This window comes from Pseudomonas sp. SR18 (assembly GCF_023701505.1).
In the GTDB taxonomy this organism is placed as follows: domain Bacteria; phylum Pseudomonadota; class Gammaproteobacteria; order Pseudomonadales; family Pseudomonadaceae; genus Aquipseudomonas; species Aquipseudomonas cyclaminis.
In genome coordinates, this window is record NZ_JAMQAU010000018.1 from 126,069 (window position 1) to 138,913 (window position 12,845).

Below are 12,845 nucleotides of genomic sequence, written 5' to 3' on the forward strand. Positions count from 1 at the left end.
CGCCCCAGGCGAGATACAGCTCTTTAACGCAAAGGCGCATCCGAAGATGCGCCTTTTTGACTGTGTAAAACCCTATAGCGCTTTCGCGCAGCAGCCTTACTCAGCCTTTGGCGTCTCGCGCAGACGGATATGCAGTTCGCGCAACGCCTTGGCATCCACCACGCCCGGTGCCTGGGTCATGACGTCCGCAGCACTCTGGGTTTTCGGGAAGGCGATCACTTCACGGATCGACTGGGCGCCGGTCATCAGCATCACCAGGCGGTCAAGGCCGAAGGCCAGGCCACCGTGAGGCGGCGCGCCATATTTCAGGGCGTCGAGCAGGAAGCCGAATTTCTCTTCCTGTTCCGCTTCGTTGATGCCCAACAGGCGGAAGACCGCTTGTTGCATCTCTTTGCGGTGGATACGGATCGAACCGCCACCCAGCTCGGTACCGTTGAGCACCATGTCGTACGCACGGGACAGCGCGCCGGCCGGGTTGGCTTCCAACTCCTCGGGCGAGCACTTCGGTGCAGTGAACGGGTGGTGCAAGGCGCTGAAGCTGCCGTCGTCGTTCTCTTCGAACATCGGGAAGTCGACCACCCACATCGGTGCCCACTTGCAGGTCAGCAGGTCCAGGTCGTGGCCCAGCTTGATGCGCAGCGCGCCCAGGGCTTCGCTGACGATCTTGGCTTTGTCGGCACCGAAGAACACGATGTCGCCGTCGACTGCGCCGACGCGATCCAGGATCGCGTTGAGGTTGTCCAGCGGAATGTTTTTCACGATCGGCGATTGCAGACCGTCAACACCGTTGGCGCGCTCGTTGACCTTGATGTACGCCAGGCCCTTGGCACCGTAGATGCCGACGAACTTGGTGTAGTCGTCGATCTGCTTGCGCGGCATGCTCGCGCCGCCAGGCACGCGCAGGGCGGCGATGCGGCATTTCGGGTCGTTGGCCGGGCCGCTGAAGACTTTGAAATCAACTTCTTTGAGTTGGTCGGCAACGTCCACCAGTTCCAGCGGGTTACGCAGGTCTGGCTTGTCGGAACCGTAGCGGCGCATGGCTTCTTCGAAAGTCATGTGCGGGAATTCGCCGAATTCCAGGTCCAGCACTTCCTTGAACAGGTTGCGGATCATCTGCTCGGTCAGGCCCATGATCTCTTTTTCATCGAGGAAGCTGGTCTCGATGTCGATCTGGGTGAATTCCGGCTGACGGTCGGCGCGCAGGTCTTCATCGCGAAAGCACTTGGCGATCTGGTAGTAACGGTCGAAGCCGGCCACCATCAGCAGTTGCTTGAACAACTGCGGCGATTGCGGCAGGGCGAAGAACGAACCGGCGTGAGTACGGCTAGGCACCAGGTAGTCGCGTGCGCCTTCCGGGGTGGCCCGGGTCAGGATCGGCGTTTCGACGTCGAGGAAGCCGTTTTCGTCGAGGAAGCGGCGGATGCTGGTGGTCATGCGCGAACGCAGGCGCAGCTTCTCGGCCATTTCCGGACGACGCAGGTCCAGGAAGCGATAGCGCAGGCGGGTTTCTTCGCCGACGTCGGAGTATTCGTTGAGCGGGAACGGCGGGGTTTCCGACTCGTTCAGCACTTCCAGCTCATAACCCAGCACTTCGATGCCACCGGACGCCATGTTTGCGTTCACGGCACCGGCCGGACGCAGGCGGACCTTGCCGGTGATCTTCACGACGTACTCGCTGCGCACGCGGTCAGCGGCGGCGAAGCTCTCGGCGCGGTCCGGGTCGAATACCACTTGGGCCAGACCATCACGATCACGGATATCGAGGAAGATCACCCCGCCGTGGTCGCGGCGACGGTGAACCCATCCGCAAAGGGTAATTTCCTGACCATCCAGGGTCTCGTTCAGTTGGCCGCAATAGTGGCTGCGCATCATGGTCGTGGTTTCACTTCTCGTAATTCGAAATTCGGTGGAGGCTTGCCTCGTCACCGCACAGTTAAGCAGGGGACGGATAATGCAGGAGCCTGCGCATGGAGTTCAACTCAGTCGGCTTTGTCGCCGCCGGCCAGATTCTTCTTCGAGCCGGTCTTGAAATCGGTCTCGTACCAGCCGCTGCCGCTCAGGCGGAAGCCTGGCATGGACAACATCTTCTTGAGCTCGGGTGCCTGGCAGGCCGGGCAATCGACCAGCGGCGCGGCGCTGATCTTCTGGATGGCTTCCAACTGGTGACCACAGGAAGCACATTGATAGTCGTACATGGGCATGGCGATGTCTCGGCGATCAAATCGTTACTGCGCCACGCCTGCCCAAAAGATAAAGCCTCGGCACGCGCAGCAAAGCGCGGGATTATATCTGGTAAATCGAGGCAGCGCAGCCGGCTTTCTGCCCGGAGCCTGGTCCACCTCGACGGCGGACCGGCCCCAAAGCCTACCGATCACTCCGGGGTTGGCGACGTAGCACGACCTTTTAACAGATGAACCACGCACACCACCCTGACCAAGCCACTGAAGTTCTTCACGCCTCCATAGCGCAAGTGCACTTCCCGATCGACATAAGACAGCAGTGCACTCACAGAGCAGGCATTGATCCTGGCAATTTCCGTGAGGATATTCCAATAGATCTGCTCAAGCCGCAGACAAGTGGAAAACCCATTGAGACGCACCGATCGGGACAACGGCTTGGCCAGCCCCATATCGAACCCCTTGGCGAAGGGGTCGACGTTTATCTTATGAAAACCACCGGTTTCCATCACTCCAGTATCCACTCCACGTGACATACACCTGACACTCCATTGCCAAACAGCAGCCCACGGGGTCTCCCATGGGGCAGTGGCCCTATAAAACAGCAGGACGAGACAGGCAGCCAGAAGACGGGACGTTGATAAGCGTAGGACAACGCCAGGAAATGCGTGGAAACCAGCAAGTGGCGCCCGATCGGCGCCACTCCGGTTCGAGGTTTACTGGTTTTCGAGCAGCGAGCGCAGCATCCACGCGGTTTTTTCGTGAACCTGCATGCGCTGGGTCAACAGGTCCGCCGTCGGCTCATCGCTGACTTTGTCGAGCAACGGGAAGATACCGCGCGCGGTACGGGTGACCGCTTCCTGGCCCGCCACCAACTGTTTGATCATTTCTTCTGCGTTGGGTACACCCTCCTCTTCCTTGATGGAAGACAGACGGGCATAGATCGAATATGCACCCGGCGCCGGGAAACCCAGGGCACGGATACGCTCGGCAATGGAGTCCACCGCCAGCGCCAGTTCGTTGTACTGCTCTTCGAACATCAAGTGCAGCGTCCGAAACATCGGGCCCGTGACGTTCCAATGGAAGTTGTGGGTCTTCAGGTACAGTACATAGGTATCGGAAAGCAGGCGTGAAAGCCCATCGACGATGGATTTACGATCTTCTTCGCTGATACCGATATCGATTGCCATGTTTATCCCCTTCAATTGACTAGCATTCATTGATCAGGTGCAGGACCACTGTAGCAAGAGTGCTGCTGACGCGCAGCCCGCCGTGCACAAGGTGCGGCAAATGGTCCCGCGCTTCACGCGCTTTTCGCCGGCAGGCACGTCTTTGAGCAAGGCCGGAGTTTCACCGCCGTCCTTTAAAAACACCTGCACCCGTCTAGGACCAACGTTTGACGCGCAAATGCCCTGCTCCCTGCACACCGTGCAAATGCTGGATTTGAGTAGGCACAGCCTTTGCTGTTAAATAGGCAGCGTGTCGCCGTCGTTTTTTCCCACGGCAAGCGGCATAGGCTGATACCCGTGCACGTGCCCAACGCCTCCCATTGTTCAGAAGCGAACCGTGCCAGTCAGCTCTTCCTTGCGATCCGTCTTAACGTGAGTTAATCAAAATGTTGAAAATCGTCCACCTGCTAACGGGCGTTGCAGCGTTGCTGCTGTCCTTTATCCCGAGCCTGCAGCCTGAAAGCCTGCCCTACCTGCAACAACATGATGCTTTGTACCTGGCCTTGTTCGGCCTTCTTAACCTGACGCTCGCCCCAGTAATCCCTTACTGGAACAAAGGCACACGTCATCAACTGCAAAATCTGGTCAGCGCGCTGCTGGTACTGACCGTTGTCGTACAAACCCTCACCCTCCTGGCACCTATGCCTGAAGTCGGCGGCCATCCGGCCATCCTGCTCAGCCTGGTGATTGCTGTGGTCGCCATTGCTCTTCACCTGGCCATCAGCTTCTACCGTTCGTCCCCAGCGGCCGCGTCGCAGAACTACGACATGACCAATCGGGATACCGGTACCGTCAAGTGGTTCAACACGTCCAAAGGCTTCGGCTTTATTTCCCGTGATTCGGGCGACGATATCTTCGTCCACTTCCGGGCTATTCGCGGCGAAGGCCATCGTGTTCTGGTTGAAGGCCAGCGCGTGGAGTTCTCCGTGATGAATCGCGACAAAGGCCTGCAAGCCGAAGACGTGATCGCAGCATTGCCGCGTCGCTGATTCCAGCGATCGCAGCAACAAAAAACCGCGATCCAGCCTGGCTGGATCGCGGTTTTTTTATAGCCTGCCGATCAATAGTGAGGCGGCGGCGCTTCTTCTTCGGACGACTCGAATTGCCCACCCATTTCTTCCTGGCGCTTGAGCAGCGCGGTCATCTGCAACTGCAGGCGTTCGACGGCCCGCTGCTGGGTGACCAGAATGTCATTGAGGGTCTCGATGGTGTCGTCCTGGAAGGCCAGGCGGCTTTCCAGGTCGGTGACGCGGTCTTGCAGATCCATGGTTCAGCCCTGGGTAAAGATAAAGTAGGCAGGTAGCCATTCACGCAGACGTGCACGAACGGCCGCCACTTGCTCCTCCGTGTACGGCCGGGCCGGATGCTTGCCCCACACGGGGGCGGGCCAGGCGGCGTCGTCACGTTTGCGTACGATCACATGCACATGTAACTGGCTGACCACGTTGCCCAGTGCACCAATGTTCATCTTGTCAGCGCCAAACCCCTCGTTCAGCCACTGCGCCAGGGCCGTGGTCTCTTGCCACAGCGCGTGTTGATTGGCGACATCCAGTTGAAATACTTCGCTGATATCCTTGATACGCGGCACCAGGATGAACCAGGGATAGTTAGCGTCATTGGACAGCAGCAGGCGGCACAGCGGGAAGTCCCCGATGACCAGTGTGTCTTGTTGCAGGCGTTGATCTAAGGCGAACACCACGGGCACTCCGTTCGGCAGGTCAGGTTCAGGGCACCAGCATACCGTTGAACGCACCCGGCTTCACGGCGAATGGCGGCAACGTAACGCAAACCGATAAAAACCTGCACCCTTTAGAGGCAGGCAACTATTTGAGCTACGCTAATCCGGGCCTCCCAAAGGCGCACCAAAATGACCCACTTGTGCATCAAAGGGATCCGCGGACTACCCACTTGTAGGGTGGACCGGTAACGTTTTTCCCTGGCACAGCTTTTCAGTACCACTGAACGGACGTAACACATGCACGTCAAGGCCAAACAAAACGGCGTAAAAAGCCCGTACTTATGAGGCTTTTACGCGCCCGTCACGTTTTTCACGAAAAAATGACATTCGGTTACCGGTTTGGGCGCGCTTGTTGCATTCACACTCACATCGTCGGCAACGACACCCGTTTGGAAGCAGGTGTTTCGCGATAGAAGAACACCAGCGTTTCAATGCATCCCAAGGAAGATTCCAAACTTCGAAAGCGGTTTGGAAACAGCATTGAAGTTGTCAGTCCCGTTGCATTCAGGGCTGTGAATTTGCGACATGGAGCTAGCAATTTACGACAGCCTCGTAAAGAAGCTGAAAGGAAAGTTTGGTAAGTATCGTCAATAGAGTCTGCGTGATATAACTTTGCGCCGACACAAAAAAGAAAGAGCCGCCCAGATAAAAATACAGGTGGGACGGCAGTACTCTTCCGAAAACCAAAGGAGCAAATCACGATGCGCGTGATGAAGTGGAGCATGATCGCCCTGGCTGTTTCTGCAGGCACCTCGCAGTTCGCAATCGCGTCCTCCCAGGACGACGCAAAGGGTTTTATCGAAGATAGCACCCTGACCGCGAAAACCCGTGCAATGTACATGAACCGTGACTACAAGGACGGCGTGGGCAACGTACGTCGTGGTAACGGTACCTACACCACCGGTACCGACGACAAAGTCAGCGGCTACCGCCAGGACACCGGCATCAGCGAGCTGGTCACCTACCAATCCGGCTTCACCCAAGGCACCGTCGGCTTCGGCATCGATGCCATGGCAATGGGCAGCTTCAGACTCGACGGTACTTCGGACCGCGCCGGTAACGGCCTGTTCGCAACCAATGGCGCCGGCGAGCCAGAAACCACCCAGTCCAAAGTGGCTGGTGCGGCGAAACTGCGCATCTCCGACACCGTACTGAAATATGGCAACCAATTCGTTTCCAGCCCGGTTTTCACCACCGACGACGGCCGTCTGCTGCCTGAAGTCGCCACCGGCACATTGATCACCAGCAACGAGATCAAAGGTCTGGAATTGACCGCCGGCCGCTTCAGCGCATTGAGCGCGCAAACCGGTATGGGCCGCGACACCATCAACGGTCGCAGCCGTGTTACCGGCAAGCAAAACCCAGGTCTGACCGCAGCAAACATTGCGGGCTTCACCTACTCGGGTCTTGAGAACTTCATTTTCGCGTTCCACGCGTCCGATGTTGAAGACTACTGGAAGAAGCAGTACGTCAACGTCTTCTACACCCTGCCGCTGAGCGACAAGCAATCGTTGAGTTTCGACTTCAACGGCTACCGCAGCAATGACGACGGCAAGAAACTGGCCGGCGAACTGGACAACCGCGTCTGGAGCCTGGCAGCTGCCTATAGCATCGACGCCCACAAGTTCACCCTGGCTTACCAGCAGTCCTCGGGTAAAACCGGTTACAACTACGGCGTCGACGGTGGCGGTACCGTTTACCTGGCCAACTCCGTGCAGATCTCCGACTTCGTTGGCGAAGACGAGAAGTCCTGGCAAGCTCGCTACGACCTGAACATGGCCTCCTTCGGCGTGCCAGGCCTGAGCTTCATGACCCGCTACACTCGCGGTAGCAACGTTACCGTTGCCGATTCCAGCGATGGCAAAGAGCACGAGTGGGACGTGGAAGCCAAGTACGTGCTGCAAGAAGGCCCGGCCAAAGGCCTGTCCTTCCGCGTACGTAACGCGATCTACAGCGGCACCAACAGCGACTACCGTGCGACCAACTACGACAACCTGATCGACACTCGTGTGATCGTAGAATACCCACTGAGCATTTTGTAATTTCAGTGGTCAGCTGATTGCGCTAACGCGTAACGCTAATAAAAAACCGGCGCCCTGATCAGGTCGCCGGTTTTTTTATGCCCAATAAAAAGTGTATTGATGGGATCGAGTACTTAAATAGCAAGCTAACTAAGCAAGTCACTTTCGCTAATTATGCCACTCAACACAATTAGGACTTGATAGTTACCAAATAGAGACTGACAACAAACAAGGGGCCTGAAGCCCCTTGTTTTTAACCGCTATAATTGACCGAGTGGCCAAGTTAACAATGCGACTGATTACACAGCGGCTTCCTGAACCACACGAATCACCCGTTGCGGAAACGGAATATCAATCCCCGCGACCTTCAAGCGATCACGTGCCAGTTCATTCAACATGAACACTACGTCCCAATAATCCGGCGTATTAGTCCAGCAGCGCAGGGAAACCGTGATCGAGCTATCGCCCAGGGTCGAAACCACCGCCACTGCAGCCGGATCGGTCAGCACGCGTGGATCTTTTGCCAGCTCCAGCAGCACTTCACGGGCTTTTTGCAAATCAGCGTCGTAATCCACACCCACGTCAAACACCACCTTGCGGGTCGGCTGACGGTTGGTGTTGGTGATGAGGCCGTTGGACAGGCTGCCGTTAGGAATAATCACCGTCTTGTTGTCACCGGTGCGCAGCACGGTGTGGAAAATCTGGATGCTGTCGACAGTGCCCGAGGTGCCCTGTGCTTCGATCCAGTCACCAATGCGGAACGGGCGGAACAACAGAATCAGCACGCCACCGGCGAAATTCGCCAGGCTGCCTTGCAGCGCTAGGCCGATAGCCAGGGTCGCGGCACCAATCGCGGCGACGAACGAGGTGGTTGCCACACCGATCATCGACGCCACGTTGACCACCAGCATAACTTTGAGCGCGATATTCGCAAGGCTGGTGATGAAGTGTTGCAACGCAAGATCGGCATTGCGCATGGCCAGCAGACGCCCCACGCGATTGGTCAATACGTTGATCAGCCACCAGCCAATGGCCAGCGTGAGCACCGCCAGCAATACCCGGCTGCCGTATTCCATGATCATCGGGATCCACGACTGTGAGGTCTTGATCAAGTGATCCATTTCAGCGTTCAAATCCATGTAGCTTCTCCTGTTTGGCGGATGTGCGGCTTTATTGACTGCCTAAAAACGCAAATGAGCCCCGTAGGGCTCAAGTGTAGGCACTGGTTATGGGGCGTGGGACGTCAAAATCGCCCACGGGTTCCCCAAGGTGCCATCAGTCGCGGAAGTTATTGAACTGCAGCGGCATGTCGAAGGTTTTGGCGCGCAGGGCCGCGATGGCCTCTTGCAGGTCGTCACGTTTCTTGCCGGTGATACGAACCTGCTCGCCCTGGATGGCGGCCTGGACTTTGAGCTTGGCGTCCTTGACATGAGCGACGATCTTCTTCGCCAGCTCCTTGTCGATGCCTTCCTTGAGCACGGCTTCCTGCTTCATCAGTTTGCCGGAGGCGTAGGCGTCCTTGATTTCAAGGCACTGCGCGTCGATCTTGCGCTTGACCAGCGACAGCTTGAGGATCTCGATCATCGCTTCCAGCTGGAAATCGGCTTCAGCGGTCAGGTTGACGGTCAGTTCCTTTTCCTTGAACTCGAAGCTGCCCTTGCCCTTCAGGTCATAGCGACGGTCCAGTTCCTTGACGGCGTTCTCGACGGCGTTGGTGACTTCGTGTTTGTCCAGTTCAGATACCACGTCGAACGAAGGCATGTGATTTCTCCAATATAAGGGGCGGGCTCAGTAGAGATGGAGCGCGCCCGAGCTAAAATGCCGGGGCATTATAGCGGTTCTTTCGCGCCGTTCACCGCTGGCGAGCTTATGGAGTACACACTGATGGCGACCCCCTGGCATATTCTTGGCGCCGGCAGCCTGGGCACCCTATGGGCCGCACGGCTGGCGCGCGCAGGCGTGCCCGTCAGGCTGATCCTGCGCAATGAGGCGCGCCTGACCGACTATCGAGCCGGCCAGGGCCTGACCCTAGTCGAGCAGGGTGTGGAACAGACTTACCCGGTAGTCGGCGAAACGCCTGACAGCCCAGAGCCGATTCATCGCTTGCTGGTGGCGTGTAAAGCCTACGACGCCCAAAGCGCCATTGCCCAGCTGCAACCTCGACTGGCGCCCGACGCCGAACTGATCCTGCTGCAAAACGGCCTCGGCAGCCAGGACGCAGTGGCTGCACAGGTGCCGTCGGCCCGTTGCATCTATGCCTCAAGTACCGAAGGCGCGTTTCGCGAAGGCGACTGGCGGGTGGTATTTGCCGGCCATGGCTACACCTGGCTGGGGGATGCGAGCCACCCCACGCCACCGCTGTGGCTGGACGACCTGCAAGCGGCCGGCATTCCCCACGATTGGGCCAGCGATATCCTCACGCGCCTGTGGCGCAAGCTGGCGCTCAATTGCGCCATCAATCCCCTGACCGTGCTTTACCAGTGCCGCAACGGCGGCTTGCAAGCCCACGCGTGTGAAGTGGCGACCTTGTGCGCTGAACTGGCCGAGCTGCTCGAATGCTGCGGCCAGCCCGCCGCCGCACAGGACCTGCACAGCGAAGTGCTGCGGGTGATCCAGGCCACGGCGGCCAATTACTCGTCCATGCACCAGGACGTGGCCAACGCACGGCGTACCGAGATCAGCTACCTGCTGGGCTACGCCTGCCAGGCAGCGGCCCGCCATCAATTGGTGTTGCCGCACCTGCAACAGTTGCAAGCGCGCCTGGTCGAGCATTTGCGCGCACACGGATTGGCCAGCGACTGAGGCACGCGCTACCCTGCCTACCTGTCTATCACCTGGGAAAACCCTGATGCCACTGCGCCAGCGTCTTGAAAATCTACCGGTAGGGCAGAAACTGCTGGCGGCCCTGCTGGTGTTGTTGACCACCGTATTGCTGGTGGCCAACCTGACGTTTATCAGCGCCGCCTACTGGATCTCCCAGGAAAGCATGGCGCCCCAGGCCCTGCAGGCCATCGGTCGCCTGGTCTCCAACCCCGCCCTTGCCGCCGAAGCCCTCGAATCCCCCGCCAACGCCGACGCCTTGCTCAGAGAGCTGACCAGCTATTCGCCACTGCGCGCCGCCGCGCTGTATGACGGCGAAGGCAACCGCCTGGCGCAGATGCAACACGGTGACCGCCTGCACCTGCCAGACAACTATCGGCATATCGAGGCGTGGCGCGTGACGGAGTTTCGCAGCAACCAGATCATCACCCTGCCCCGCGCTGGCCAGCCTTCCGGGCACTTGCTGCTGGTGGCCAGCAGTGAGCTGCCGGTGGCCTTCTACACCGGTACGCTGACGGCGAGCCTGGGGATCCTGATTTTCAGTGTGTTGCTGTGGCTGATCATCGCCCGGCAGATCAAACGCCTGATCACCCGGCCGATCCACGAACTGGAAGAACTGTCCCGCCAGGTCACCCGCGAAGAGAACTACGCCCTGCGCGCCGGCCGTGGCAACCACGATGAAATCGGCAGCCTGGCCGAAGCCTTCAACACCATGTTGTCGCGCATCGAAGCCCGCGAACAACAACTCAAGCGCGCACGGGACGACTCTCAAGCGGCTTACGACCAAGCCCAAGGCCTGGCCGAAGAGACCCGCCACACCAACCGGAAACTGGAGCTGGAAGTCCAGGTTCGCAGCAAGATCGAGAAAAAACTCACCGGTTTTCAGAATTACCTGAACAGCATCATCGACTCGATGCCGTCGGCACTGATCGCCCTGGACGAGCAGCTCTATGTCACCCAGTGGAACCAGGAAGCCAGCGCGCTTTCCGGTACACGTCTGGACGAGGCCTTGAATCAGCCGATCTACCTCGCGTTCCAACCGCTCAAACCCTACCTGCCGCAGATCAAGGCCACGGTGGAGCAACACACGGTAGAGCGCATCGAGCGCGTCACCTGGATCAAGGACGACGAGCCCAAGCATTACGCCCTGACCTTCTACCCACTGATGGGCGGCGCCGGGCGTGGCGTGGTAATCCGCATCGACGACATCACCCAGCGCCTGTCCCTGGAAGAAATGATGGTGCAGTCGGAAAAAATGCTCTCGGTCGGCGGGCTTGCCGCCGGCATGGCCCACGAGATCAACAACCCGCTGGGGGCGATCCTGCACAACGTGCAGAACATCCGACGCCGGTTGTCGTCCGACCTGCCCAAGAACCTGGAATACGCCGAGCAGGCAGGTATCGAGCTGGACATCGTCAACCGCTACCTTGAAGGCCGTGAGGTGCCACAACTGCTCGACGGTATCCAGCAGGCTGGAGCGCGGGCGGCCAAGATCGTTACCCATATGCTCAGTTTCAGCCGCCGCAGCAACCGGCAGATGGCGCCTTGCGACCTGCCAGCGCTGATCGACCAGGCCGTGGAAATTGCCGGTAACGACTTCGACCTGGCCATCGGCTTCGACTTCAAGGGCCAGGCGATCACCCGCCAGTTCGACCCACAGTTGGGTCCGGTGCCGGGCACCGCCAACGAACTGGAACAAGTGCTGCTCAACCTGCTGAAAAACGCCGCCCAGGCCATTCACTTACGTGAAGACGATCGCGAACCGGGGCGCATCATCCTGCGCACACGTCTCAACCCGCCGTGGGCAGAGATCCAGGTGGAAGACAACGGCATTGGCATGAGTGAAAACGTGCGCAAACGCACCTTCGAACCGTTCTTCACCACCAAGGAAATCGGCCAGGGCACCGGGCTTGGGCTGTCAGTGTCGTACTTCATCATCACCAACAACCACAAAGGCCAGATGGAGGTGCACTCCACTCTCGGCCAGGGCACCTGCTTTACCCTGCGCTTACCCTTGGCCGGCAGCCAACTGCCGCCCTACGAACTGACCCAACTGGAGCACTGACCATGGGCTTTCGCCTGTCGAAGATTTACACCCGCACCGGAGACAAGGGCGAAACCGGCCTCGGCGACGGCCGCCGTGTGCCCAAGGACCACCCGCGCGTGGAGGCCATCGGCGAAGTCGATACGTTGAACAGCCAGCTGGGACTATTGCTGGCGGGGCTGGAAGAACAGAGCGGCAAGCATCCAGAACTGAAAGATGTGATCGAGGTGCTGGCACCCTGCCAACATCGACTGTTCGACCTCGGCGGTGAGCTGGCGATGCCGGTGTACAAGGCGTTGAACGCAGCGGAAGTGGATCGGCTGGAGGCCGCGATTGATCGCTGGAATGACGAGGTCGGGCCGCTGGAGAACTTCATCCTGCCCGGTGGCTCGGCGCTGATCGCCCAGGCCCATGTGTGTCGCAGCCTGGCGCGCACTGCAGAACGACGTTGTCAGCACCTCAATGCAGTGGAGCCGTTGGAGGGCGTGGGGCTGGCGTATATCAATCGGCTGTCGGACTTGCTGTTTGTGGCGGCGCGAGTGATCGCCAGGCGCCAGGGTGTGGCTGAAGTGCTGTGGCAAGCTGCCGCCAAGCCACACTGATGTTTTTTGGGTGACCTTTAGGGCCCTATCGGGGGCAAGCCCCCTCCCACCCTTGATTTGTGAATGCATTCAAATGTGGGAGGGGGCGAGAGTGTCAGATTTTTTGTGTTCGGGCCGGTTACGGCCTGCCGTCAGGCAGGCCATCTTTACCAGGTCGGCCTGATAAATCGATCTCCGTACAGAATCGCAAATTGATTCATTGCGTTCTTCCAAT

13 protein-coding genes are annotated in these 12,845 nt (G+C 58.8%); 5 read left to right on the forward strand and 8 right to left on the reverse strand.

Translation table 11 applies throughout. The annotated features are described in order from the left end of the window. Nucleotides 1-96 precede the first annotated feature (96 nt). From aspS to NDJ82_RS23285, 4 genes are all read right to left on the reverse strand, one after another. Nucleotides 97-1,872 carry an aspartate--tRNA ligase gene (gene aspS / locus NDJ82_RS23270; RefSeq protein WP_099585505.1) on the reverse strand — a complete coding sequence of 592 codons (1,776 nt, stop codon included), beginning with the start codon at nt 1,870-1,872 and terminating at the stop codon, nt 97-99. A gap of 107 nt (nt 1,873-1,979) precedes the next feature. Beyond that, nucleotides 1,980-2,201 (reverse strand): FmdB family zinc ribbon protein, encoded by a 222-nt coding sequence (locus tag NDJ82_RS23275; protein WP_010208103.1) that lies wholly within the window; start codon nt 2,199-2,201, stop codon nt 1,980-1,982. A gap of 170 nt (nt 2,202-2,371) precedes the next feature. Next, the gene (locus tag NDJ82_RS23280; RefSeq protein ID WP_099585506.1) at nt 2,372-2,713 is read right to left on the reverse strand and encodes a ribbon-helix-helix domain-containing protein; all 342 of its coding nucleotides are present in this window, start codon (nt 2,711-2,713) and stop codon (nt 2,372-2,374) included. A gap of 180 nt (nt 2,714-2,893) precedes the next feature. After that, nucleotides 2,894-3,367 (reverse strand): Dps family protein, encoded by a 474-nt coding sequence (locus NDJ82_RS23285; RefSeq protein ID WP_099585507.1) that lies wholly within the window; start codon nt 3,365-3,367, stop codon nt 2,894-2,896. Nucleotides 3,368-3,792: 425 nt separating this feature from the next. Here NDJ82_RS23285 and NDJ82_RS27485 point away from each other — a divergent pair, with 425 nt between their 5' ends. Next, nucleotides 3,793-4,395: a cold-shock protein gene (locus NDJ82_RS27485; RefSeq protein ID WP_032890906.1), complete on the forward strand. Its 603-nt coding sequence runs from the start codon at nt 3,793-3,795 to the stop codon at nt 4,393-4,395. A 71-nt stretch (nt 4,396-4,466) separates the two neighbouring features. On the opposite strand, the gene NDJ82_RS23295 is transcribed toward NDJ82_RS27485, so the two are convergent. Together NDJ82_RS23295 and NDJ82_RS23300 are read right to left on the reverse strand one after the other, a co-directional pair. Further along, nucleotides 4,467-4,673 carry a SlyX family protein gene (locus tag NDJ82_RS23295; protein ID WP_017847119.1) on the reverse strand — a complete coding sequence of 69 codons (207 nt, stop codon included), beginning with the start codon at nt 4,671-4,673 and terminating at the stop codon, nt 4,467-4,469. A gap of 3 nt (nt 4,674-4,676) precedes the next feature. Then, entirely contained in the window at nt 4,677-5,102 is a 426-nt protein-coding gene (locus NDJ82_RS23300) for an HIT domain-containing protein (RefSeq protein WP_191960031.1), read from the reverse strand. A 743-nt stretch (nt 5,103-5,845) separates the two neighbouring features. On the opposite strand from NDJ82_RS23300, the gene NDJ82_RS23305 reads away from it, so the two are divergent. Continuing rightward, nucleotides 5,846-7,186 carry an OprD family porin gene (locus tag NDJ82_RS23305; RefSeq protein WP_099585508.1) on the forward strand — a complete coding sequence of 447 codons (1,341 nt, stop codon included), beginning with the start codon at nt 5,846-5,848 and terminating at the stop codon, nt 7,184-7,186. 278 nt (nt 7,187-7,464) lie between these two features. Here NDJ82_RS23305 and NDJ82_RS23310 read toward each other — a convergent pair whose 3' ends face one another. After that, complete coding sequence (locus NDJ82_RS23310) at nt 7,465-8,304, reverse strand: mechanosensitive ion channel family protein (protein ID WP_250926376.1); 840 nt, start codon at nt 8,302-8,304, stop codon at nt 7,465-7,467. Between the two features lie 136 nt (nt 8,305-8,440). After that, a complete protein-coding gene (locus tag NDJ82_RS23315; protein WP_003209785.1) occupies nt 8,441-8,926 on the reverse strand; it encodes a YajQ family cyclic di-GMP-binding protein in 486 nt (161 codons plus the stop codon). Nucleotides 8,927-9,049: 123 nt separating this feature from the next. On the opposite strand from NDJ82_RS23315, the gene NDJ82_RS23320 reads away from it, so the two are divergent. Genes NDJ82_RS23320 through NDJ82_RS23330 form a run of 3 tightly spaced genes read left to right on the forward strand, consistent with a single transcriptional unit; the run spans nt 9,050 to nt 12,631 of the window. Beyond that, nucleotides 9,050-9,967: a putative 2-dehydropantoate 2-reductase gene (locus tag NDJ82_RS23320; protein ID WP_112196606.1), complete on the forward strand. Its 918-nt coding sequence runs from the start codon at nt 9,050-9,052 to the stop codon at nt 9,965-9,967. Between the two features lie 46 nt (nt 9,968-10,013). Then, on the forward strand, nt 10,014-12,050 hold the full coding sequence (locus NDJ82_RS23325) for a sensor histidine kinase (protein WP_250926377.1): 2,037 nt from the start codon (nt 10,014-10,016) through the stop codon (nt 12,048-12,050). 2 nt (nt 12,051-12,052) lie between these two features. Next, complete coding sequence (locus NDJ82_RS23330) at nt 12,053-12,631, forward strand: cob(I)yrinic acid a,c-diamide adenosyltransferase (protein WP_099585512.1); 579 nt, start codon at nt 12,053-12,055, stop codon at nt 12,629-12,631. Nucleotides 12,632-12,845: the final 214 nt, after the last annotated feature.